This is a genomic window from Rhodococcus sp. P1Y, from assembly GCF_003641205.1.
Lineage (GTDB): Bacteria > Actinomycetota > Actinomycetes > Mycobacteriales > Mycobacteriaceae > Rhodococcoides.
The window spans coordinates 2,654,687-2,677,054 of record NZ_CP032762.1 but is presented as its reverse complement, the minus strand read 5'-3'; the positions used below and the strand labels follow the sequence as shown (position 1 = coordinate 2,677,054).

Sequence of the window (22,368 nt, the reverse complement as noted above, 5' to 3'; positions counted from 1 at the left end):
ACCCGGACTCGGAAGCGACGCATCAGGAGCATCGATGACAGATACAGCGAACGGCCCCGTAGGCTCTGTGGGCGACATGGTCGAGGCTGCAGGCCACCCGGTCGGCGGCGGACTGATCAAGGACAGCTACGACCCGAGACTGACCAACGAGGACCTCGCGCCGCTGAGGAAGCAGTCGTGGACCTCCTACAACCTGTTCGCCTTCTGGATGTCCGACGTGCACTCCGTCGGCGGATACGTCACCGCCGGAAGCTTGTTCGCCCTCGGCCTTGCCAGCTGGCAGGTTCTCATCTCTCTGCTCGTCGGCATTGCCATCGTGTACTTCTTCTGCAACCTCGTCGCCAAGCCGAGCCAGGCGTCGGGTGTTCCCTACCCGGTCATCTGCCGGGCATCCTTCGGAGTTCTCGGCGCGAACATCCCGGCGATCATTCGCGGATTGATCGCCGTCGCCTGGTACGGAATTCAGACATTCCTCGCATCGGCTGCCCTCGACATCGTCCTCATCAAACTGTTTCCAAGCCTCGCTCCGTATGCGGTGACCGCCGACTACGGATTCGCCGGACTGTCCGCCCTCGGCTGGGCAAGCTTCCTGTTCCTTTGAGTTCTGCAGGCTGCAGTGTTCTGGCGCGGAATGGAATCGATCCGTAAGTTCATCGACTTCTGTGGTCCGGCCGTCTACGTGGTCATGTTCGCCCTGTGCGGATACCTCATTTGGAAAGCCGGTTGGAGTGCAATCGATCTGAACCTCGGCGAGGTCGAGTACACCGGATTCAGCGCAGTACCCGTCATGCTCGGCGCTATCGCACTGGTGGTCGCCTACTTCTCCGGCCCGATGCTCAACTTCGGTGACTTCTCCCGGTACGGCAAGTCCTACGCGGCGGTGAAGAAGGGCAACTTCCTCGGACTTCCGGTCAACTTCCTCGTCTTCTCGATCCTGGTCGTCGTCACCGCGTCATTGACGCTTCCAGTCTTCGGTGAGCTCATCACCGACCCGGTCGAGACCGTCGCCCGAATCGACAGCACCTTCGCCATTGTTCTCGGCGCGCTGACCTTCACGATCGCCACGATCGGCATCAACATCGTCGCCAACTTCATCTCCCCTGCGTTCGACTTCTCCAACGTGAGCCCACAGAAGATCAGCTGGCGCGCGGGCGGAATGATTGCCGCCGTCGGCTCCGTGCTGATCACACCGTGGAACCTCTACAACAACCCCGAGGTCATCCACTTGACGCTGGAGACTCTCGGCGCATTCATCGGACCTCTGTTCGGCGTTCTCATTGCCGACTACTACCTCGTGCGTAAGCAGAAGGTAGTCGTCGACGAGCTGTTCACGATGGACCCCACCGGAAAGTACTGGTACTCCAAGGGTTACAACCCGGCCGCGGTGTACGCCACTGTCGTCGGAGCTCTCCTCGCGATGTTCACCGTGTTGTTCAACGGGGCAATCGACGGCATGGAAATCTCCGGCATGTCCACCGCGTCGAAGTACAGCTGGTTCATCGGCTGCGGCGTCGGATTCGCCCTGTACTACTACCTGGCGACGAAGACCCGGCTCGCCGTCACCGATCATCTCGACGAACCAGTGAAAGCATAGGATCTCGAACGTGCTCATCAAGGTCGTCAACCCCAACACCACGTTGTCGATGACCGCCACGATCGAGCGGTGTGCCCGGGCCGTTGCAAGCCCGGGCACACGCGTCGAGGCGGTCAGCCCGTCGATGGGCCCAGCGTCCATCGAATCCCATGTGGACGAGGCCCTGAGCGTCCCGGGCATTCTGGAACAGATCGCCCTCGGCGAGACACAGGGTGTCGACGGTTATGTCATCGCCTGCTTCGGCGACCCGGGTATGGACGCCGCGCGAGAGGCGGCGTCGGGACCTGTCGTCGGTATCGCCGAGGCCGCCATGCATACGGCAACTTTTCTCGGGCGGGGTTTCTCCGTCGTAACAACCTTGGGCCGAACCACAGGCCGTGCATGGGATCTGGCCGCACACTACGGGTTCTCGCGGCAATGCACCGGGATTCACGCCTGTGAGATTCCGGTGCTCGAGCTGGAGACGGATCCCGACGCACGCAAGGTCATCACCGAGGCGTGTCGCGATGCCGCACTCCAGGACGGCAGCGATGCCATCGTGCTGGGGTGCGCGGGGATGGCCGACCTGTGTGAGCACATCTCGTCGGAGATCGGATTGCCGGTGATCGACGGTGTCGCTGCTGCGACCCTGACCGTGCAATCGCTCGTCGCAATGGGACTGCGCACCGGCAAGCGGGGAGAATTCGCTCCGCCGCTCCCCAAGGCATACACGGGTCTGCTCTCGGATTTCGGAACCGCAGCTCCGCGCTAGTGGCACGGGTAAGTGCCCTAGGGGGCGCTTATCCGTGCCACTGGCGCGGAACGCCACCTGCCGCTGGCGCTACCTGACCGCGTCGACCTCCACCTCGACGAGCCAGCCCTGGACCGGCAACGTCGCCACTTCGAGGGCGAAACGGGACGGCCGTGCCGAATTGCGTTCGATGGGTGCCGCAGGCTCGGCGGTGCCCATCGGCACCAGTTCCGTCTCGTCGGTGTCGAGGTTCGTGTTCGCGAAGAACTGGCGGTACGCGCGGTTCCACCCCGCGTAGTCGGCACGGTCGGTGCCAGGCGCATTGTCGAGGAACACACGCATGCTCACGACGTCCTCCAGCGAATAGCCCTGATCTTCGAGGTTGTCTCGGATCTTCTTCAGCACCCCGATCCCCTGCGCTTCGGTAACGGTTACCCCGGCTGGAAGTGTGCCATCGGAGAACTGATCGGTGTCGATGTACGACTCCGGACTGCCCTCGGGCGCATCCTCGTTCATCGCCGTGGCGCCGATCCCGCTGGTCTTGTACACCGTTGCGTCGCCTGCTATCTCGACGCCCTGCGCAATCATCGGATTCGGTTCACCTGGCTCGATGACCGACCTGGCCCCCGAAGTTGATTCGGTGTCCGCAGGCGCTGCGTCGGAGTCCGAGGAGCATGCACCGGCACAGAGGATGGCGCCGGCTGCGAGCGCGGCGGCGAAGGAGCGTGTGACTTTGGACAAGGGATTCCTTTCGTTGAGATTCGGTGATCAGGACGCGGTGACGCGCTCGTGGATCGAGGTGACGACGTCGCGCGCAGAGGTGAACGCGCCGTGCTGCCATGCGATGGCGTTGGACAGGTGATCGCCTGCGAAGTAGATGTGCTCGACCGGTTCGAGAAGCTTCTCGTACTCGGCGGTCGCAACTCCCCCGTGCGAGTCCCCTGCTCCGGCCCACGAGACCCACGCACTCTCGGAGTACTTCGTTCGCCGCCAGCTACCGGAGAAGGACGAGCTGATGTTTTTGGTGTAGTTGTCTCCGTGGATCATCGAACCCTCGGCGACGGCTTTCGCCAAACGCTGCTTGTGCGTCAGGGATTCGAACGCCTGATGCCGCTTACCGGTGTTGTAGTAGGCGACGACCACGCCGCGGTCGGAGTTGTAATGGTCGTACGGGAACATGATCTGCGAAATATCCATGTCGGTGTTGCTGGCTCCGCCGTAGATTCGCTCGTCGGTCTCCCACCACCGACGTGAGTACTCGATCCCGAGCTTGCCCGACGGGGTCGACTTGGCGGCCTTCAGCGCCAGTAGTACGTCGGCCGGGAGGTTGTTGTCCAGCCGGGTGACAAGCGCGGGCGGAATGGTGCAGATGACATAGTCGGCCGAGATGGATTCAGCCGAGCCGTCTTTCACGTACTCCACCGTCGCGCCGTCCGCCGTGTTGTTCAACGCGGTCACTTCGGCTCCGTAGACGATGTTGTCTCCGCCGATGGCGTCGGCGAATGCGTAGTAGATGCGATCCATGCCGCCCACCGGGGAGAACATCAGCATTGCTTGGTCGTAACCGAACTCGAAGCTGAAGTTGCGGCCGATACCACTACGAATGACGTCGGACATCGACTCGGGTTTCGTTTCCTCACCGAAGTTCAGCCCGGCACCTGGCTCGGCGCTGTACCCGCGGCGTGTCGATCCGATGTACCGACCGTCGTCGGACAGGTCACCGAAGTCGCTGAGGAACTCCGACAAAGCATCCTTGTCGTCCGGCGTCAGGACGTCGTCGAGAGCCCCGCGGCTCGACGCCTTCTGCAGCAGCTCGGACATGTACCCGTACGTGTCGGCCTTCGCTGCCCGATACGACACCGACCTCTGGTTCAGAGCCGTGTCGCTCTTGTAGTTCACGAAGGTGTTCGCGTTCTGATTGCCGAACGTCTGGAGCTCGACACCGAGTTCTTTGCAGTAGTCCATCGTGATGTGGCTCTGAGGAATTCGCGTTGCGCCGATGTTGTAGAAGTGCCCTTCGGAGAACGTGCATTTCTGGGTTTCTCCGTTCAGGTCGGTCTCCTCCCCCCCTGCGCGGATCGACCAGACGCGTCCACCCGGCCGTTGCCGCGCCTCGAGAATCGTCACCGAGTAGCCGGCCTTCTGCAGCTCGTAGGTGGCGCAGAGTCCTGCGGGTCCGCCGCCGAGGACGACCACCGTCGGGCTTCCCTCCACCCGTCCGATCAGGTCGCCCATCGCCGGCGCCTGAAATCGTTTCGGGCTTGCGCTCGCCGCGGGCGCAAGCCCGATCGTCGACATCGCTCCGTACGCGAGCCCCGCGCCACCCGTGACGCCCAGGCCACGCATGAACGACCTCCGTGTTACTGCCATTTCACGCTCCTATTCTTCGCGACCGAACGCGTGCCTTCTCGACCGGTTTCGATATCGATCAATGGTGGAATGTCGAGGATTCCGGAATGCAAAGCGCGCACTACGTTCACCGAACTTCGGATGAGAACGAACAGTGGATTGCCGAATCGGTTCTCACTCGCATGTTTTCAGCGGAAGCCTGGCCGCAACACGGTCGCAACAAAGCGGCGCTATTTTTCGCACATCATGTCTGCTCTCGAACACGCCATCACCGCGTCCTTCGCCCCGCAGGAGCCGCATCGCCCTGCGTTGTCACCGCTGCGTGCGCTCGGCCGCAGGCAACTGTCGGGTATCGAGGTGTTCGCACAATCGGTGGCCACGACTGCCCCGGCTGCGTCGATGGTGATCCTCCCGATCACGATGCTGACCCACGAGAGATTGTTGGGTGGGCTGCTGACTGTGTTGGCCGCAACGATCGTGGTGTCGCTGATCGCGTTCTGTGTCTCCCAGTTCACCCGCCGGTTCTCGTCCTCGGGTGGGCTCTACAGTTTCGCTGTCAAAGGATCGGGGCCGCGAGGAGCGCTGACCGTCGGAACCGCGATGGCATGCAAGTACTGCGCCAGCGGCGTGATGACCCTGTACTTCGGCGGACAAGCCGTGCGAACGGTGTTGCGCGAACTCGGCATTCCAACCGGAGGCACCGGCGGAGCGATCGCGATCCATGCCGTCATCGCCGCCGTGATACTCGGTTGTCTTCTCCGGGGCGTCAGATTCGCGGCCACCGCGATTCTGGTGGTCGAACTCTGCTCACTGCTGTTCATCGCCACCCTGTTGCTGTTTTCCGACGGTCGACCCGTCGAGATCGAACCGTCGGGTGCGCCCAACGGTCTGCTGCTCGTCGCCCTCGGTACATTGTTCTCGCTGGCCGGATTCGAGAGCGCCACCTTCTTCGCGCCCGAAACCAAACGCCCACTCGTCAACGTCACCAGGACGGTTCTGCTGACGCCTATCATCTGCGGCGGGTTGTTCACCTTCGCCGCGTGGGCAGTGTGGTCGGGACGTGGAGGCGTTCTGATGGACGCATACCTGCACGGCACGTCCACAGGTATCGACGCGTGGCTCGTCGTCGCGTTGAACATCGGTCTGAGCTGTTCGTGGCTCGCATCGTCGATGGCGTCGTCCAATGCAGTATCGAGGTTGCTGTACACGATGGGGGTCGAGCACGTCGTTTCCCGTCGTTTCGCAGTGGTGCACCGGAAATTCCGCACCCCGCACGTCGCTCTGGTCGTCGTTGTCGCAGGCTTGACCGTGCTCAGCTCGATACTCGTCCTTCTGGGCGGCTCGGTGATGCTCGACGACGTTCGGTTGTTGGCGCGGGCGGCGGTCATCGTCGGATACGCTGCCGTCGCGATCGCCGCCGTGGTGTTTCTCCGGCGAATCGGCGAGCTCACCTCCATGGTGGTGCTCGCAGGAGTACTGGCCTGCTCTGCCGGATGTGCCGTTCTCGTCAACCTCGTCGTGACGGTGAGTCTGCAGCAGAACGTCACATTGCTCGCAATGCTTGCCGCGCTGGCTCTGTCCGGAATCGTATGGCGTTCGTGGCTGCACCACAGCAACCCTCGCTCGCTGACGGCCATCGGAGTCTTCGACAGCGCCGAGAGCCATGACGTGCTCCCAGGCGCGGTGTCGTACGGTGAGAATGCACGCGGCGCAGTCGCACTCGTGAAGAGCCCCCGACCAGATCCACGCTGATGGCCTTGCGGACATCGAGGGCGACCGAGGTCGGCGGACACGAACCACGAGCGGTGCAGAAAGCACTCGCTCTACTCGAAGCCGTCGCACACATCGGTTCGGGCGCGACGGCCAAGCAAGTGGCGCATGCGACGGGCATTCCCGCGGCAACGGCGTACCGCTTGCTCAACCTTCTCGTCGCGGACGGTTTTCTCGTGCGCATCGACGACCTGTCGGGCTTCGCGCTCGGCCGGCGCACGCGAGAGCTCGCAGGCGCCGCCCCGGCCTCGGACGTCCACTACGCCCAAGTGGTGGATGATCTTCGCTCCCGCATCCGGTTCGGTGTGTACCTGGCCTCGTACGCCAGCGATCGCATTCAGTTTCTCGACCGCGATCCGGACCACGAATTGTCCGGTGAGACAGCGTTACTGACACACGTTCACGCGTCGGCGATCGGAAAGCTGCTCCTCGCGAACCGACCGGACGGTGACGCGCTGGCCGAACTGCGAAAGTTCACCTCGCACACCAAAGTCGACCTCGCCGAGCTTGCCATCGAGCTCAGCCTCATACGATCCACCGACATCGCCGTCGAGGTGGACGAGATCAAGGTCGGGCGCTCGGCTGTCGCGGTCCCCGTGCGCGACGAGCACGGCAGGGTATCCGGTTGTCTCGCGGTGATCGGCAGGACGAGACGACTGGATCCCCGAGATCCCGAGCTCGTGAGTCTCCTCAGATCGAGCGCGCATCAGGTGCATATGTGAAGCAGAGGTTCCAGGCTCCGCCTAGTGGCGCGCCTGCCGTTCGAAATCCGGTGGAACAACTACATCCGCCGGCGAAAGATCGTGCACCGACGAATGCCCGAGCCCGAGCACGGCCGAGTCCACCCCGCCGCGCAGAATATCGAGCACATTTTCGACGCCCGTCCGACCGCCCGCAGCCAAACCCCATAGGTAGGCCCGGCCGATCAGAACAGCACGTGCGCCGAGCGCGAGCGACTTGACCACATCACTGCCGCGCCTGATGCCGCCGTCGAGCGTGATCTCGACCTGATCGCCCACCGCGTCCACGATGCTGGGCAGCAGTCGTACGGATGCCGGAGTGCCGTCGAGGTTGTTACCGCCGTGATTGGACACCGAGAGTGCGGTGACACCCGCGTCGACCGCCCGGTGCGCATCATCGACCCTCGAGATGCCCTTGAGCATGAACGGGCCGTCCCACTGCTCACGGAGCCAGGCAATGTCCTCCCACGTCGGGAGGGGCGTGGACATCCATTCGCGGTACGCGCCGAAGAACGTCGGGGCCTGGCCCCGAGGAGCGAGATTCGGAGCGGCAAGGTCGGGAACTGCACCCGTTCTGGCGAACTGCCACAACCACTTCGGTCGACCCAAGGCCTCGGGCGCAAATCGGATCATGGTCCCTAGGTCGACCTGCTCGGGAATTGACGGACTACCCCAGTCTCGTCCCTCGGAAAAGGACCAATCCATCGTCAGAATCAGACCGACAGCACCCGCCTCGCGCGCACGCTGGACGAGCCCGAGCAACATCTCGCGGTTACCGACCCAGTGCAGCTGAAAGAACGTCTGCGGGTTCGCTGCAACGACGTCCTCGATGGGCTTGCTGGCGAACAACGACAAACCCATCGAGATCCCTCGCGCAGCCGCTGCGCGTGCGACCGCGACCTCACCGTCCGGGTGCACGGCTTGCACACCCGTCGGTGAGATCATGACCGGGAACGAAAGCGGTTGTCCCATCACCGTTGTCGACAGATCACGCTTGTCCGACAAGCCGGCTACATGCGGGGCGAACCCCAATTCACCGAATGCCGCCGTGTTGTCGCCTGCAGTGATCCCGCGCTCCGAGCCCGCCACCAACGCGGCGTACACCGACTTCGGAAGACGCTTCTTCGCACGACGCTGCGCCTCGGCAACAGACTCGAACCACCCGTTCTTGCGCAGCATTCTCCGCTCAGACGCCCAGTTTCCGGTCGAACCCTGCCGGGATCACCACATCCGACGGTGAGAGGTCGTGCACCGACGAGTGACCGAGCCCCAGAACTGCAGAGTCGACGCCGCCGCGCAGGATGTCGAGAACGTTCTCCACTCCTGCCTGGCCGTTGGCCGAAAGACCCCACAGATACGCACGTCCGATCAGTACGGCGCGGGCGCCGAGTGCAAGCGCTTTGACGACATCGCTGCCGCGCCTGATACCGCCGTCGAGGGTGATCTCGATCTGATCGCCCACCGCCTCCGCGATGGCAGGCAGAGCGCGAATCGGTGCAGGCGTGCCGTCGAGGTTGTTGCCGCCGTGATTGGACACCGAAATAGCAGTGACGCCCGCGTCGACGGCCCTTTTCGCGTCGTCGACACGCATGACGCCCTTGAGCATGAACGGCCCGCCCCACTGCTCACGCAGCCACGCAACGTCCTCCCACGTAGGAAGCGGGGTGCCCATCCACTCGCCGTACGCACCGAAGAACGTCGGAGCGACGCCGCCGGGCGGAGTCAGGTTGGGCGTCGACAGGTCGGGCAGCTTGCCCGACTTCGCGAACTCGTACAACCACTTCGGCCGCATGATGCCCTCGGGTGCGAACTGTGCCATCGCCTTGAGGTCCAGCTTCTCGGGAATCGACGGGCTGCCCCAGTCGCGACCGTTCGAGAAGGACCAGTCCAGCGTCATGATCAAGCCGACCGCACCAGCAGCCCTGGCGCGTTCCATGCGCTGAAGCAGGACCTCCCGCGAACCGACCCAGTACATCTGGAAGAAGGTCTGCGGATTGGCCGCCGCGACTTCCTCGACGGACTTGCTCGCGAACGAGGACAGACCCACCGGGATACCGCGTGCCGCTGCTGCTCGCGCAACGGCGACCTCACCGTCCGGGTGCACAGCCTGTACACCCGTCGGCGAAATGATGACCGGAAACGAGAGTGGTTGTCCCATGACCATTGTCGACAGATCACGCTTGTCCGACAGACCGGCTACGTGGGGGGCGAACCCCAGCTCACCGAATGCCGCCGTGTTGTCATCGACTGTGATGCCCCGCTCCGAGCCCGCCACCAACGCGGCGTACACGGATTTGGGGAGACGCTTCTTGGCACGCCGTTGCGCCTCGGCAACGGTCTCGAACCACGCACTCTTGGCCATAACTATGTGTTCCTATTCCATTCCTGCGAGCGGGTTTTCGTCGCAGATCTTCGCCGGTGGCCGCATCATCAGAGTGAGCGGTACCGACGCTCTCGGGGTTTTGCGCTGTCCGGTACGAGAGTGGTCGACACTCGACTTGGGGATCTCCCCCGCCGCAGCCAACGCCATCTCACCGTTGCCGATCACGCATTCGGGATCCGGACCGTCCATGGGGAGGCCGGTGAAGAACTTGGCTGCCATGCAGCCGCCTCGGCACGCATCGAAGTGCGCACATTTGGTGCAGGCACCCGACGTCTGCGGAGATCGCAAATCCTGGAACAGCTCCGAGGTCTGCCATACGGATTGGAAGCCGCCCATACCGTCTTTTGCGTCGCGGACGATGTTGCCGGCGAGGAAGTTCTCGTGGATGGCGAACGGGCAGGCGTAGACGTCGCCGATCGGGTCGATCAAACACACCACACGCCCGGCACCACACAGATTCAGACCCGGCAACGCGTCACCGAATGCGGACAGGTGGAAGAACGAATCCCCCGTCAACACGCCCTCACCGTTGGCGACGAGCCAGTTGTACAGCTCACGCTGCTGGCCTGCGGTGGGATGCAGGTCGTCCCACACGTCGGCACCGCGGCCCGACGGGCGAAGACGCGTGATCCGAAGCGTCGCACCGTATTTGTCGGCCAGCGCCTTGAACGTGTCCAACTGGCTGACGTTGTGCCGAGTGACCACCACCGAGATCTTGGCGTCCTTGAAACCGGCTTCCTGAAGATTCTCCAACGCTCGAATTGCCATGTCGAACGAACCCGGCCCGCGCACCGCGTCGTTGACCTCTGCGGTCGCGCCGTCGATGGAGATCTGTACGTCGACGTAGTCCGACGCCGCCAGACGCGCTGCTACCTTCTTGTCGATCTTGACGCCGTTGGTGGAGAACTTGACGCCCACCTGATGTGCCGTCGCATAGTCGACGAGCTCCCAGAAGTCCGAACGCACCGTCGGCTCACCGCCGCCGATGTTGACATAGAACACCTGCATCTTCTGCAGCTCGTCGATGATCGACTTGCACTGTTCGGTGGAGAGCTCGTTGGGATCGCGCCGGCCGGACGAGGACAGGCAATGTACGCACGAGAGGTTGCAGGCGTAGGTCAACTCCCAGGTCAGGCAGATCGGTGCGTCGAGGCCGAGTTCGAACTGGTCGACCAACTTGCCCACCGCGGGCGGGGGTGCGGGTCTTTCGAGCATGGAGGTCATGGGCTGTCCTCTTTCGATCATTGGGGTCAAAGAGCCATCGGGGTGAAAGAGCGATCGGGGTGAAAGAGCACTGACGAAGGGCTGGTTCGTCAGGTGTGGCTAGAGCTTGGAGATCATCTTCGAATCAGCCAGCGTGGACAGCGCTTTCACATACGGCGCCATACCGGATTCGCTGATACCTGCGGCCGCGATCGCCGACCGCATATCGGGATGCTCGGGAAAGGACTCGATGATCGCCACGATCGTGCGGTTCTTGAGAAAGGAGAGCTTCCGTGTCCCGAAGTGGTAGAGCAGCGCCCCGAAAGACTCGGGACGCAGCGCCACCTGCGGGTGAAGAGCCCAGCGAGCATCCAGATCGAGCTCCTGGCGGACCTTCACATCTGCGGTCATGGTCAGTACACGCCGCACATGCCGTCGATGGAAACCTCTTCCACGAGAGACTCTTCGACCAGGTCGGATTCGACCACAGCAGCGTTCACAACATCTGTCTTGGGGTTCTGAGACATCTTGTACCTCCATCGGAGAGAATCATCGGATCAGTCACAGCCAGCGGTAACAGTGACCTGGTTCACCACAATAATGGCATTGAGTGCAGAATAGCTACGATCGAGGAGAAAAAAGTGGTCAGCCGCAGGAAACCGTCCGGACGGGTAGGTCGACGCCCGTCCACTACGCGGGGGCAGATCAGCGATCTCGCTATCGAACTGTTCACCGAGAACGGTTTCGACTCCACGAGTGTCGACGACATCGCCGAGGCGGCCGGCATCGCTCGCCGCACGTTCTTTCGGTATTTCCCTTCCAAGAACGCAGTCCCGTGGGGCGACTTCGACGAGCAACTAGCTGCACTACGGACGCTCATGGCCGAACTACCGACGAACATTTCCCTCGCCGAGGGCATACGCTCGGCGCTGTTGCAATTCAATACCTTCCCCGAGGACGAAAAGCCCGTGCATCGCCAGAGAATGGAACTCATTCTCCGCAATTCGGCGCTGCAGGGATACTCGACGCTGATGTACGAGGGCTGGCGCGGGGTCATCGCCGAATACGTGGCCGCGCGAACGGATTCCAGTCCGACAGATCATTTTCCGCGAACTGTTGGCTGGATGGTCCTCGGTGTGGCAATGTCTGCGTACGAGCAGTGGCTCACCGACGAAACGCTCGAACTCGCGCAACTGCTGTCCGACGGCACCCGTTCTCTCTACCTGGGCCTCGACGGCGCGTACGCACTCCCACCGAAAGAATCCACATGACCGAACTCGACGCCCTCGCCCCTGGCACCACGGGACGTTGGGCCCACGACGGCGTCGTCGTCGAGTACGCCGCCGACCTGCCCGTCGGCGCCGTGGAAATCGATACAACCACACCGAGGACCGTCCGCCACGGACTGACCTCGGCTCAGATCAGCGAAAGCCTCGTCGAGCGGATCACCGGCCTCGATCTGTCCCAGCGAGACTTCGAACTGGTCATGGTCGGCCTTGTCAGGTCGACCGTCGCCGATCCTGTAGAGGCCTGGACCACCTATTACCGCAATTCGCTCGACGAACTTCTCTCCGGCGCCGCAGCTTTCGCACCCATCCATGACCGGGCGCAGTCGCTCGTCCGAGGATCGGTCCTCGATCTGGGATCGTGCTTCGGCTTCTTTCCGCTCCGGCTCGCATTGAGTGGAGTAACGGTGACCGCCACCGACCTCTCCGCAGGCACGATGCGCTTGCTCGGCACGGTCGCCCCCCACCTCGGCGTCACCATCGAGGTCATCACCAGCAACGCAGCAGGCGTTCCGGTCGCCGACAACTCGGTCGACACCGTCACCGCACTGCATCTCCTCGAGCATGTCGACGATGCCCTCGGCGAGCGAATTCTGGTCGAGGCCATACGAATTGCGCGCGAACGCGTCGTGGTGGCGGTCCCCTACGAATCCGAGGCCACAGCCTGTCACGGGCACGTCAGGACCTTCGACAACGACGCGCTGCACGCGCTCGGCTCACGGACGGGCGTCCCGTTCGAGGTCGACGAGCATCATGGGGGCTGGCTGGTTCTGGACACCGCACGAGCAGCAGCCCTCAGATAAGACCCTTCTTGCTGGCCGTGTACACGGCTTCGGCCCGTCTGGACACACCCAGCTTGCGCATGATGTTGCTGACATGAAACTTGACCGTGGTTGCCGAGATGAACAATGCGGTGCCGATACTGCTGTTGGACAGTCCCGTTGCCAGCAGCCTGAGCACTTCGAGTTCGCGGTCGGTCAGACGCTCGACCGTTGATCCTTGACCGTTGAGCGACCGGATCACTGCCGACGCGCTTCGCGAATCGAACGCGCTCTCGCCCCTCGAGACGGCACGAATGGCTCGAACCAGTTCCGTGGTGTCGACATCCTTGACGACGTATCCACGCGCTCCCGCATGCACTGCCTCCACGACCAGTCGATCGTCGAGGAACGTCGTCAGCACAAGCAGGCCGATGCCGGGGTGCGCACCCGACAGCTGGCCACACAGAGCGAGACCTTCGTAGTCGGTACTCGCGGACAGTTTCAGATCCATCAGCACGATGTCCGGCTTCACCCGTTCGACGACCGCGAGACCCTCACCGCGAGAGGAGGCTTCGCCCACCACGGACAGGTCCGCTTCGCGTTCGAGTACCGACCTCAAACCATCGCGCAGAATTGCATGATCGTCGACCAGCACGATCCGGACCAGCGCAGTGTTCACGGTCATATCTGCTCATTCTCTCGAGGAAGGCACCCGAACCGAAATCCGAACACCTCCGATACGGGCCTTACGGACTTCGAGCACGCCGCCGTGCTCGCGCGCACGAGCGGCCATGTTCGCCAAACCTCGGTGCCGTCCGTCGACGTCGTTGTTCTCGGCCAGACGCAACATCACTCGCAGATGTGCAGGGTCACCGCCACCGTCGTCGGCGATCGAGAGGTAGACATGCTCGTTTCGATAGGCGAGCCTGATGACAGCTCTCTTCGCGCCGGCATGAACAGCCGTGTTGAACAGGGCTTCTCCTGCGATGCGAAGGAGCCCGTGCTCGCACTCGCTACTGAGTTCCACCGGTGTTCCCTCGACACGAAGCGACACCTGCAACTCGTCCGGCATGTGCACGATCGACAGCTGTTCGAGCATTTCGGGCAGGGTGGTCCTGTCGGCGTCCTGAGAATGATTGAGCGCGTAGATCGCCGATCGCAGTTGCTCGACGGCGCGGCGGGTCAGCTCCTTGGCGAGATCGAGGCGTTCCGACCTCTCCGCAGCGGGGATGTCACTACGGCAGACCTCGATCTGCATCCCCGCCGACAGTACTGCCTGGGTGACGCTGTCGTGCAGCTCTCGGGCGATGCGGTGACGTTCGTCGTCGAGTACTTGATGTCGCTGCGCCGCACCGAGTTGGCGTTGTGTCGCTTCCAGTTCCGCGTTGCGAAGTGCCAGATCCGCCGCTGTGCGGTTGGCTTCCGCGTAGGCGGTCTCGGTGCGTTCGAGCAGCGTGTGACGACTTTGGTACAGCGCCGAATTCTGCAGCGCCACAGCAGTCTGACTTGCAAGGATGCTCAGCACCGACGAGTCCGTGGCGTCGAGAACCCGCCTCTTCGGTGTCCATGCCGCGATAGCACCGACGACTCCGCCGTCCAGCGCGATAGGAACGAAAGCATGGTGCGCCGCGATCCGAGGTTCACGACCGTCTCCGGTAGTGGCGAGACGGATCGCTTCGAGGCAATCCACCACGTCGTCGGGCAGTGGCGGTCCGACGACGTTGTCGACAAGGAACGGCGTCGCGTCCGGTCCGAGGACCAATCGACGCGGACCGGCGTCCGGCAGGGCACCGTCGGCGAGCGCGAAGACCACCCACTGTGCACTCAGATGGGCACGGGCAGCCTCGGCGACGGCACAGATCAACGTCTCGGGGCCATCGACCGTGCGTACGAGTGCCCGCGAGATCAGCTCCAACGCATGTACGACGCGTTCGAGCCGCTCGGCAGCACCACGGTACTGCGGGTAGAACGTGCTCTTACCCGATCGCAGACCCGTCAGCAGTGACAGATCCGGCTGCTGCGCGGTCACAGAGCCGACCTGAACAGGGCCGACATCTCGTCGTGAGACGCCCGACGAGGGTTGGTCGACATACAGGCGTCACGTAGCGCGTTGGTGGCGAGGACATCGATGTCGGTGTCGCTGACGCCGATTTCACGCAAGCCTTTCGGGACGCCGACACTGCGGGCCAGCTCCTCGACACGTTCGGCGACCGCAAGCGCCGCCTCCTGCGCTGGGCCTCGGCCTTCGGGGAGGCCGAGACTGGTGGCGATGGCAACGTACGGAAGCGGATCGGTTGCGGCATTGAACCTGATGACGTGCGGCAGCAATACGCCGTTGATGACGCCGTGCGGAAGGTCGAGCAGCCCACCCACCTGATGGCTCATCGCGTGGGTTGCGCCCAGGATTGCATTGGTGAACGCGAGTCCCGCTTCGAGCGAGGCTTGAGCCATCGACGTCCGCGCCCGCATGTCCGACGGCACATCCATGGTCCGTTCCAGGTGCGAGGTCACCATGGTGACGGCACGCAATGCGTGGTGGTCGGTGAGCTGATTGTGGCCGAGTGAGACGAACGCCTCGATTCCGTGGGTCAGGGCGTCGAGTCCTGTTGCAGCATTGAGCCATTCCGGCATCGTCGTGAGCAGTGTCGGGTCGATGACCGTGATATCGGGTACGAGTGCACGGCCGAGGATGGTGATCTTCGTCGAGCGCGCAGTATCTGTGACGATGCAGAACTGGGACACGTCGGCACCGGTGCCCGACGTGGTCGGCACCATGACGAGCGGCGGGATCGGCCGTGTAGCGCGGTCGACACCCTCGTAGTCGAGAATCGATCCGCCGTTGCCGGCCAGCACGGCGATACCCTTCGCGGCGTCCATGACGGATCCACCGCCGAGTGCCACCAGGACGTCGCATCCCCGTTCCTGGTAGATCTCGTGGCCTGCCTCGATCTCGATGTCTTTGGGATTGGGGGTGAGCCCGCTCCACAACGTCGGAGAGAGACCCTGTTCCGCGAGGAGCAGCGTCAGTTGTGCTACCCAGCCCGCGCCGATCAGACCGGCGTCGCTGACGACCATCGGCCGCTGCGCACCGAGTCGTAGCGCTGCGTGAGCGACCTCGACCAACGAGTCCTGACCGAACACGATCTCGGGCGCATGAAATTTGAGCACCCGCGGCGACTCGATCGAGCTGCGGTGCGAGTGCAGGTCATGCAAAGCCTGACTGGTCGCGGCCGTTTCGATCATTGGTATCGCCTCTGCGCTTCCCGGCGGCAACGTCACCCGCTACCGCCTGTGATTCACGTTACAACGATAGTCTTCCTCAACCGCCCCCGCCCACCAGCTGCCGGGCAGGTGCTCACCTACCCGATCGGGCAGGTAGGGCGCTCCGCACCCCTTGTATGGATGTTCGGGCGCCCGAGCCGACTTTCCATACACAGGGTGGCGCAGCGACCCCGTGCCACGGTAAACTAGAACACGTTCTATTTTCGAGGGAGAGGGCGACGATGAGCACTGCCGACGAGCGGCACAGCGCCAGGTCATTGCTGCTCACTGTCTCCGAGATCGTCGAGGAGACTGGCGACGCACGGTCGATCGTGTTCGAGCGCACCGAGAACTTCGACTACCGACCCGGACAATTTCTCACGCTGCGCATCCCCAGCGAACGAACCGGATCGGTCGCCAGGTGCTACTCCCTCGCCAGCTCGCCACATACCGACGAGCTGCCGAAGGTGACGGTCAAACGCACCGCGGACGGGTACGGGTCCAATTGGGTCTGTGACAACCTCGCGGCAGGCGACGTCGTCGAGGCCCTGCCTCCCTCCGGCCGGTTCACCCCGCCCGATCTCGACGACGACCTGCTCCTGTTCGCTGCCGGATCAGGAATCACGCCGATCATGTCGATCGTCAAATCTGCGTTGCACGATGGCGTCGGATCCATCGCCCTGTTCTATGCAAACCGAAACGAGAGCTCGGTTATCTTCGCGGACGAGCTGCGCACCCTTGCCGTGGAGTATCCGCGCAGACTCACCGTCGTACATTGGCTCGAATCGCTGCAGGGAATCCCCACCATCGATCAATTGTCTTCTGCTGCAGTGCATTATCGCGAGCACCGGGCGTTCATGTGTGGTCCGGGGGCGTTCATGGATGCGGTGCACAAAGCTCTGACTGCGACGGGGTTTCCGCACGGTCGCGTTCACAGCGAGGTGTTCGCGTCGCTGACCGGTGATCCGTTCACCGACGTCGTTGTCTCCGCAGAGGAGGACACCGGCTCCGGTTCCACCGCCACGGTGGAACTGGACGGTGAAAGTCACGACCTCACCTGGCCCCGGAAACAAACTCTGGTGGACGTGATGCTTGCGGCGGGCATAGCAGTCCCCTACTCGTGCCGCGAGGGTGAGTGCGGCTCGTGCGCGTGCACCCTTCTCGAAGGCGAAGTGGCCATGGACAATTCGGAGATCCTCGACGACGAGGACATCGCCGACGGAATGATCCTGGGGTGCCAGGCCCGGCCGGTCAGCGACCACCTACGGATCGAATTCTGACGGCGTTCGCTCCCACCGCGGCGAGGAGTTCTGTGTCGTGGCTGATCATCAGAACGCCCATGCCCGCATCGCGGGCTTCCTTCTGCACGAGCCTGACTATCGATGCTGTCGTGGCGGTGTCGAGCATCGCGGTCACCTCGTCGCAAATCAGATACTTCGGCTCCTGCGCGAGTGCTCGCGCTACACAGGCACGTTGAAGCTGACCGTCGCTCACCTGGTGTGGACGGCGCGACAACAGATCCGGCGTGAGCCCGACTCGCGCCGCCAGATCCTCCACCACTATCGTGCGATGCACTATCGACGCGGGTTGTTCGATGATCGCGCGCAGCGTCATGCGAGGATCGGTAGCGGCCCGTGGAGACTGGAACACCATCGCGATCCGTCGACGGATATCGGCCGGCACCGAGTATCCGACACCGCGCGCCGGGATTCCGTCGATCGACACTAAGCCCGCCGACGGTTTCAGCAGAAGCGCGAGTACCCGCGCAAGAGTCGACTTTCCCGTTCCCGACGGACCCGCCAACCCGACGAGAGAACCGGGCGGGACCGAAATCGAGTAATCATCGAGCACATTGGACGTTCCAGGGTACCCGGCCGTGACGTTCACAGCGTCCAGACTCATACTCTGACCTTCGTTCGATACGCGCGAGAACCGACGGTGACCAATTCGGTCGGTCCACCCGATTGAGATGTCTCAGGCCGCCTCAGATGGTAGACGCATTCGTCGGGCAGATTCGTCAGCCGCGGCGGACTTCCAGGCATGGGATGGAGTCCACGAGAGGGTAGAGCTCTCAGCAGGTCTCGGGTGTAGTCGTGCAGGGGGTCCTCGAACACCAGGGCGGCCGGGCCGGTTTCCATGATGCGCGACGCGTACATCACCGCGACGCGGTCGGCGACAGCAGTGCGGATCAGCGATGACACGTCGTGGGTGATCAGCAGAACGGCCGCTCCGTCGTCGGCGGATCGCTTGAGCAAGAACAGGATTCGTTCGGTCAGTTCACCGTCGAGGTTGGCTGTCGGTTCGTCGGCCACGATCACCGATGGATCGCCGACGAGCGCTCCCGCGATTGCAACCCGCTGAGCCATGCCGCCGGACAGTTGATGCGGGTAGCAGTCGAGGTCGCGTGGATCGAGTCCCACTGTGCGGGCGAGGTCGTCGGGCCGGTGGCGCGAGCGGAGAGCCGAGACCGTCTCGCTGAGTTGAGATCGGGCGCTGCGCACCGGCGTAAGGTGGGAGGCAGCCGACTGCGGAATCAACGCGACGTCACGGCCCCGGAAATCGCGGTCGACGAACACGTCGATCGTTCGGTCGGCGGTCGTCACCCGCACGCATCCCGTCACGGAGGCCCCCGCAGGTAACATTGCCATGACCGCTGAAGCCAGAATCGATTTGCCGCAACCCGATTCGCCGACGAGCGCGGTGATCGACCCAGCCTCCACGGTCAATGACACGTCGGAGGCGGCGTGCACGACCGACCCGTCCGCGAGTGGGATTCGAATCGTGAGATTCTCGATCGACAGTGCGCTCACAGTTGTAGCTCCGAGGGAGTGGGCGGAGACACCGCCGAGCGGAGTGCCGAACCTGCGACCGCGACGGCGACCGTAGCCAGCACCAGAATCCCAGCCGGAAACACCAAGGTCCACCATCCGCCCAGTAGCAGCGAACTGCGCGCCTCGGACAACAGCGTGCCGAGGCTCGGTTCGTGCGGTGGGAGGCCGAATCCCAGGAAAGACAGGGTCGATTCGTGCCAGATCGCATGCGGGAGGAGAAGCACCACGGCGATCAACGCCTGTGGAAGTACCGCGGGCACAATATGACGAATGACGACGTGGTGTCTGCTCGCACCCGCGAGTATTGCCGCATCGATGTAGGGACGCTCGCGAAGCCCGAGGATCTCCGAACGAACGATCCGCGCCACCTGCGTCCAGTGCGTCAACGCGATCGACAGCACGATCGCCGCGAGGCTCCCGCGGAACATGGCGACGATGACGATTCCGAGCAGCAGGTGCGGAAGTGCGTTGATCGCGTCGGTACTGCGCATGACAACGCGATCGACGTGTCCGCCCCACACTCCTGCCACCGCACCGACGATGCTGCCGATGACGGTTGCGAGCAGCGCGCAGGCCGCGGCGATCAGCAGTGAGGTTCGAATCGCGGCCGCACTGCGGACGAACAAATCTCGTCCCGCCGAATCGGTACCGAACCAATGTGACAACGACGGGCCCTGGCGTGCCGCGGCGAAGTCGGTGATTCGGTCGTCCAGCCCGGACAGCCACGGTGTGGCGATCGCGTAGAGCGCGAGCGCAGCCAACACCGTTCCCGCAACCCACGCCCTGCGCCTATCCATCGGTCTTCACCCGCGGGTCCAGCACCGCGACGGCGATATCGGCGAGTAGCGATCCGATCATGACCGCGAGTGTGGTTCCGACGGTCAAGATCGCGAGCAGGGCCATGTCCAGATCGCGAGCCGATTGCACGATCGCTCCGGCAATACCCGGCCAGGAGAACACCTCTTCGACGAGCACCGCTCCGACCACGAGTTCGGGCAGTCTCACTCCGAGAACGTTGACGAACGGCGCAAGAGAGGTAGGCACGATGTGCTTGGTCGTCACAGTCCGTGCCGGGATGCCGCGTGCCACGGCCCCAGCGACGAAATCCTCACCGCGAGAGGTCGACACGGACTCCCGGACCGCCAGGAGCAACCACGGAAGCTGAGACACGGCCAGAACGGCGACGGGAAGGGCCATGTGCCGCAGCACTCCCCCGACCGTGGGGTCGCCGCCACCGTCGGTAAGCCCCGCGACGGGCAGCCATCCGAGCCCGAGCGCAAAGAGTGCGATCGCTCCCAGTGACAGTACGAACGGTGGAAGCCCCTGTACGGCAATGCAGAAAGCAGTGATGCAGCGATCGAGTACCCCGCCGCTCCGGATACCCGCCACGACACCGAGCACAAGCGCGAGCGTCGCCGCCACCGCCAACCCGACACCCGCCAGCAGCAGAGTCCACGGCACGCGCGAGGTGAGCACATCGATCACAGGTTGGCCGAACGACCGCGACATGCCGAGATCGCCGGTGAAAATCCCCTGTATCCACTGCCAGTAGGCCGTGAACCATGGTCGCTCTAGACCGAGCTGGTCGGCGATCATCACTTTGTCCGCGTCGGAGGTGGACGTGTACCGCACGCCCAGATACGCGACCAGCGGATCGAACGGCGAGAGCGCGGCCGCGGCGAACAACCCCGCAGACACTGCAGCACACACGGGTACGACGAACAGGAGCCGTCGCCGGATCATCCGGAAAATTTCGCGACGCCTGGAACCTCGGTCGTGACGCGCGGTGGTCGAAGCCACCGGTCTTGCGTCAACGGCGGTCACGACTGCTTCGACCACGTCTGCAGCGACCACCACGGTCCCCATGTGACGCCGTGGCTGTGCGGTTCGAGAATCGGTCCGGATGCGGTCCAATCCGAATCCTTCGACACGTAGGTGTGATCGAGGAACACGAGGAACACGAATCCGGGATCCTCGACGTAGGCCTGCTGGACTTGCCGGTACGCCGACGTGCGTTCCGAAGTATCGAGACTTCGCCGTCCGATGTCGAGTGCAGCATCGACAGCGGGATTGGCGTAGTCGCTCGCGTTGTCGTAGATGCTGCCGACGCCCTGCTGCACGAAAGCCGAATCGAGGGTGTTGTAGACCTGGGTGTCCGGATCGTACGGTTCCGATCCCCCTCCGAGCAGTGTGCCGTCGTAGGAGATGCGGGGATCGATACGATCCCACGACAGCGCTTCGAGGTTCACCTCGATCCCGACGGCCAGAGCATCGGATGCAAAGGCCTGAGCGAGATCTCGGCGAACGGTGTCGGTGGAGTTGTACATGATCGTGAACTCCGCCCGCAGGCCGGCCTTCGATCTGATCCCGTCACTGCCTCGGGCCCAGCCTCCGTCGTCGAGAATGCGCTCGGCACCCGACCGGTCGTAGGCGAACACGGCCGCGGGATCGTATGCGTCCCCGTACACCTCGGGAATCGGCGTCGCGGCCGCGCGGCCGTACCCACCGAGCACGTTGTCGACCATCGACTGTCGATCTGCTGCCAAATTCAGTGCCATTCGCACGGCCTTGTCGCCTGCGACCGGATTGTTCGTCGGCAGCGACACCCCACGCCAGTCTGCGGAGATGTTGGACGACAACGACATTCCCTCGCGGTCGTCAAGAGTCTCGGCCAGCAGCGGGGGCAGGTTGGTGCCGTCGATCTCACCTGCAGCCATCCTCTGTGCCCGCGTGTTGTCATCGGGCACGTACAGCAACGTCAGCTTCTTCATCGCAGGCGCGCCGCCGAAGTAGGTCTCGTTCGCCTCGAACACCGCACGGTCGGGTGTCAGGTCGACGAGTACGTACGGCCCGGTCCCGATCGGTGCCGTGTTGAGGGGAGATTCAGCAGCCAAGCCGGGCATCGCGACCGCTTCCTCCGGGACGATCCCGATGAGGAGCTTGGTCGGAAATGCTGCGTACGGGTAGGCGAGCCTGAATTCGACGGTCCGGTCGTCGCGTGCGGTGACGTCGGTGATCATGTCGAAGGAACTACGGGCCTCCGACGCCGAAGCCGGGTCGAGGATTGCGTCGTACGTCGCAACGACGTCGGCCGCGTCGAAGGTCGAACCGTCCGAGAACGTGACGCCCTCGCGGAGGGGAATCGTCCACACGGTTGCTTCGGCATTCGCGGTGGGCAGCTCTGCCGCCAACGAAGGCACGAAGCCCGGCAGTCCTGCGGCACCGTCGAGTTTCAGCAGTCCGTCGTACATCTTGGCCTCGCCCGCAGCACCGTAACCGGCGATCGGGTTGTATCCGCCTAACTCGTAACCGTCGGCGAGCACGAGCCCGTCAGCGCTCTGCGGGTCTCGCGAGCCGGTCGGCGCACTACACGACGACAGTGCGAGGGCGCAGGCGGCGGCCAGTGCGAGACCTACTACCGACCCGGTCCGGATCATCGACCCTCCTCGTTCATCTGAGC

Annotated in this window: 21 protein-coding genes and 1 pseudogene; 7 read left to right on the top strand and 15 right to left on the bottom strand. The window is 63.5% G+C overall.

Annotated elements, in window-relative coordinates; genetic code table 11:
- Positions 1-34: 34 nt before the first annotated feature.
- Together D8W71_RS12635 and D8W71_RS12630 are read left to right on the top strand one after the other, a co-directional pair.
- Positions 35-1,594: pseudogene (locus tag D8W71_RS12635) on the top strand (NCS1 family nucleobase:cation symporter-1).
- Positions 1,595-1,604: 10 nt separating this feature from the next.
- The gene (locus D8W71_RS12630) at positions 1,605-2,345 is read left to right on the top strand and encodes an aspartate/glutamate racemase family protein (RefSeq protein ID WP_121113964.1); all 741 of its coding nucleotides are present in this window, start codon (positions 1,605-1,607) and stop codon (positions 2,343-2,345) included.
- Positions 2,346-2,414: 69 nt separating this feature from the next.
- Here D8W71_RS12630 and D8W71_RS12625 read toward each other — a convergent pair whose 3' ends face one another.
- Entirely contained in the window at positions 2,415-3,065 is a 651-nt protein-coding gene (locus tag D8W71_RS12625; protein WP_121113962.1) for a Rid family hydrolase, read from the bottom strand.
- Positions 3,066-3,092: 27 nt separating this feature from the next.
- Positions 3,093-4,670, bottom strand: a complete 1,578-nt coding sequence (locus D8W71_RS12620; protein ID WP_121113960.1) for a flavin monoamine oxidase family protein — start codon at positions 4,668-4,670, stop codon at positions 3,093-3,095.
- A 249-nt stretch (positions 4,671-4,919) separates the two neighbouring features.
- On the opposite strand from D8W71_RS12620, the gene D8W71_RS12615 reads away from it, so the two are divergent.
- On the top strand, positions 4,920-6,425 hold the full coding sequence (locus D8W71_RS12615) for an APC family permease (protein ID WP_121119074.1): 1,506 nt from the start codon (positions 4,920-4,922) through the stop codon (positions 6,423-6,425).
- On the top strand, positions 6,425-7,165 hold the full coding sequence (locus D8W71_RS12610) for an IclR family transcriptional regulator (protein WP_121113958.1): 741 nt from the start codon (positions 6,425-6,427) through the stop codon (positions 7,163-7,165). Before D8W71_RS12615 ends, D8W71_RS12610 begins: the two co-directional genes overlap by 1 nt.
- Positions 7,166-7,186: 21 nt before the next feature.
- Here the strand turns inward: D8W71_RS12610 and mftD (D8W71_RS12605) are convergent, their stop codons facing one another.
- From mftD (D8W71_RS12605) to mftA, 5 genes are all read right to left on the bottom strand, one after another.
- Positions 7,187-8,359, bottom strand: a complete 1,173-nt coding sequence (gene mftD / locus D8W71_RS12605) for a pre-mycofactocin synthase MftD (RefSeq protein WP_121119072.1) — start codon at positions 8,357-8,359, stop codon at positions 7,187-7,189.
- A gap of 10 nt (positions 8,360-8,369) precedes the next feature.
- A complete protein-coding gene (gene mftD / locus D8W71_RS12600) occupies positions 8,370-9,545 on the bottom strand; it encodes a pre-mycofactocin synthase MftD (protein ID WP_121113956.1) in 1,176 nt (391 codons plus the stop codon).
- 12 nt (positions 9,546-9,557) lie between these two features.
- Positions 9,558-10,790: a mycofactocin radical SAM maturase gene (gene mftC, locus D8W71_RS12595; RefSeq protein WP_121113954.1), complete on the bottom strand. Its 1,233-nt coding sequence runs from the start codon at positions 10,788-10,790 to the stop codon at positions 9,558-9,560.
- A gap of 99 nt (positions 10,791-10,889) precedes the next feature.
- Positions 10,890-11,180, bottom strand: coding sequence for a mycofactocin biosynthesis chaperone MftB (gene mftB / locus D8W71_RS12590; protein ID WP_121113951.1), 291 nt, complete (start codon positions 11,178-11,180; stop codon positions 10,890-10,892).
- 2 nt (positions 11,181-11,182) lie between these two features.
- Complete coding sequence (mftA, locus tag D8W71_RS12585) at positions 11,183-11,296, bottom strand: mycofactocin precursor MftA (protein ID WP_072803353.1); 114 nt, start codon at positions 11,294-11,296, stop codon at positions 11,183-11,185.
- Positions 11,297-11,410: 114 nt separating this feature from the next.
- Between mftA and mftR the strand changes: the two genes are divergently transcribed.
- Both mftR and mftM read left to right on the top strand, forming a co-directional pair.
- Entirely contained in the window at positions 11,411-12,040 is a 630-nt protein-coding gene (gene mftR / locus D8W71_RS12580) for a mycofactocin system transcriptional regulator (RefSeq protein ID WP_121113949.1), read from the top strand.
- Complete coding sequence (gene mftM / locus D8W71_RS12575) at positions 12,037-12,858, top strand: mycofactocin oligosaccharide methyltransferase MftM (RefSeq protein ID WP_121113947.1); 822 nt, start codon at positions 12,037-12,039, stop codon at positions 12,856-12,858. Before mftR ends, mftM begins: the two co-directional genes overlap by 4 nt.
- On the opposite strand, the gene D8W71_RS12570 is transcribed toward mftM, so the two are convergent.
- Genes D8W71_RS12570 through D8W71_RS12560 form a run of 3 tightly spaced genes read right to left on the bottom strand, consistent with a single transcriptional unit; the run spans position 12,851 to position 16,059 of the window.
- Positions 12,851-13,501 carry a MadR family response regulator transcription factor gene (locus D8W71_RS12570; RefSeq protein ID WP_121113945.1) on the bottom strand — a complete coding sequence of 217 codons (651 nt, stop codon included), beginning with the start codon at positions 13,499-13,501 and terminating at the stop codon, positions 12,851-12,853. The two genes, mftM and D8W71_RS12570, sit on opposite strands and share 8 nt — an antisense overlap.
- Before the next feature lie 6 nt (positions 13,502-13,507).
- The gene (locus tag D8W71_RS12565; protein ID WP_121113943.1) at positions 13,508-14,845 is read right to left on the bottom strand and encodes a MadS family sensor histidine kinase; all 1,338 of its coding nucleotides are present in this window, start codon (positions 14,843-14,845) and stop codon (positions 13,508-13,510) included.
- A complete protein-coding gene (locus D8W71_RS12560) occupies positions 14,842-16,059 on the bottom strand; it encodes an iron-containing alcohol dehydrogenase (RefSeq protein WP_121113941.1) in 1,218 nt (405 codons plus the stop codon). Before D8W71_RS12560 ends, D8W71_RS12565 begins: the two co-directional genes overlap by 4 nt.
- Positions 16,060-16,319: 260 nt before the next feature.
- Between D8W71_RS12560 and D8W71_RS12555 the strand changes: the two genes are divergently transcribed.
- Positions 16,320-17,357, top strand: coding sequence for a ferredoxin--NADP reductase (locus D8W71_RS12555; RefSeq protein ID WP_121113939.1), 1,038 nt, complete (start codon positions 16,320-16,322; stop codon positions 17,355-17,357).
- On the opposite strand, the gene D8W71_RS12550 is transcribed toward D8W71_RS12555, so the two are convergent.
- The 5 genes from D8W71_RS12550 to D8W71_RS12530 are packed head-to-tail and all read right to left on the bottom strand — an operon-like array spanning position 17,329 to position 22,345.
- Complete coding sequence (locus D8W71_RS12550; protein WP_121113937.1) at positions 17,329-17,979, bottom strand: ABC transporter ATP-binding protein; 651 nt, start codon at positions 17,977-17,979, stop codon at positions 17,329-17,331. The genes D8W71_RS12555 and D8W71_RS12550 overlap by 29 nt on opposite strands.
- Complete coding sequence (locus D8W71_RS12545; RefSeq protein ID WP_121113935.1) at positions 17,976-18,887, bottom strand: oligopeptide/dipeptide ABC transporter ATP-binding protein; 912 nt, start codon at positions 18,885-18,887, stop codon at positions 17,976-17,978. Before D8W71_RS12545 ends, D8W71_RS12550 begins: the two co-directional genes overlap by 4 nt.
- Entirely contained in the window at positions 18,884-19,705 is an 822-nt protein-coding gene (locus D8W71_RS12540; protein ID WP_121113933.1) for an ABC transporter permease, read from the bottom strand. Before D8W71_RS12540 ends, D8W71_RS12545 begins: the two co-directional genes overlap by 4 nt.
- Complete coding sequence (locus D8W71_RS12535) at positions 19,698-20,774, bottom strand: ABC transporter permease (protein WP_121113931.1); 1,077 nt, start codon at positions 20,772-20,774, stop codon at positions 19,698-19,700. The genes D8W71_RS12540 and D8W71_RS12535 overlap by 8 nt, the downstream gene beginning before the upstream one ends.
- A complete protein-coding gene (locus D8W71_RS12530; protein WP_121119070.1) occupies positions 20,729-22,345 on the bottom strand; it encodes an ABC transporter substrate-binding protein in 1,617 nt (538 codons plus the stop codon). The genes D8W71_RS12535 and D8W71_RS12530 overlap by 46 nt, the downstream gene beginning before the upstream one ends.
- Positions 22,346-22,368: the final 23 nt, after the last annotated feature.

What these genes read in the sequence shown, in the direction of transcription:
- D8W71_RS12610 (WP_121113958.1), top strand. Translation starts at nt 6,425, where the DNA reads ATGGCCTTGCGGACATCGAGGGCGACCGAGGTCGGCGGACACGAACCA.
- mftM (WP_121113947.1), top strand. Translation starts at nt 12,037, where the DNA reads ATGACCGAACTCGACGCCCTCGCCCCTGGCACCACGGGACGTTGGGCC.
- D8W71_RS12560 (WP_121113941.1), bottom strand. Translation starts at nt 16,059, where the DNA reads ATGATCGAAACGGCCGCGACCAGTCAGGCTTTGCATGACCTGCACTCG.
- mftA (WP_072803353.1), bottom strand. Translation starts at nt 11,296, where the DNA reads ATGTCTCAGAACCCCAAGACAGATGTTGTGAACGCTGCTGTGGTCGAA.
- mftB (WP_121113951.1), bottom strand. Translation starts at nt 11,180, where the DNA reads ATGACCGCAGATGTGAAGGTCCGCCAGGAGCTCGATCTGGATGCTCGC.
- D8W71_RS12550 (WP_121113937.1), bottom strand. Translation starts at nt 17,979, where the DNA reads ATGAGTCTGGACGCTGTGAACGTCACGGCCGGGTACCCTGGAACGTCC.
- D8W71_RS12540 (WP_121113933.1), bottom strand. Translation starts at nt 19,705, where the DNA reads ATGGATAGGCGCAGGGCGTGGGTTGCGGGAACGGTGTTGGCTGCGCTC.
- D8W71_RS12530 (WP_121119070.1), bottom strand. Translation starts at nt 22,345, where the DNA reads ATGATCCGGACCGGGTCGGTAGTAGGTCTCGCACTGGCCGCCGCCTGC.
- D8W71_RS12555 (WP_121113939.1), top strand. Translation starts at nt 16,320, where the DNA reads ATGAGCACTGCCGACGAGCGGCACAGCGCCAGGTCATTGCTGCTCACT.
- D8W71_RS12620 (WP_121113960.1), bottom strand. Translation starts at nt 4,670, where the DNA reads ATGCGTGGCCTGGGCGTCACGGGTGGCGCGGGGCTCGCGTACGGAGCG.
- mftD (WP_121113956.1), bottom strand. Translation starts at nt 9,545, where the DNA reads ATGGCCAAGAGTGCGTGGTTCGAGACCGTTGCCGAGGCGCAACGGCGT.
- mftC (WP_121113954.1), bottom strand. Translation starts at nt 10,790, where the DNA reads ATGACCTCCATGCTCGAAAGACCCGCACCCCCGCCCGCGGTGGGCAAG.
- D8W71_RS12570 (WP_121113945.1), bottom strand. Translation starts at nt 13,501, where the DNA reads ATGACCGTGAACACTGCGCTGGTCCGGATCGTGCTGGTCGACGATCAT.
- D8W71_RS12615 (WP_121119074.1), top strand. Translation starts at nt 4,920, where the DNA reads ATGTCTGCTCTCGAACACGCCATCACCGCGTCCTTCGCCCCGCAGGAG.
- D8W71_RS12535 (WP_121113931.1), bottom strand. Translation starts at nt 20,774, where the DNA reads ATGGGGACCGTGGTGGTCGCTGCAGACGTGGTCGAAGCAGTCGTGACC.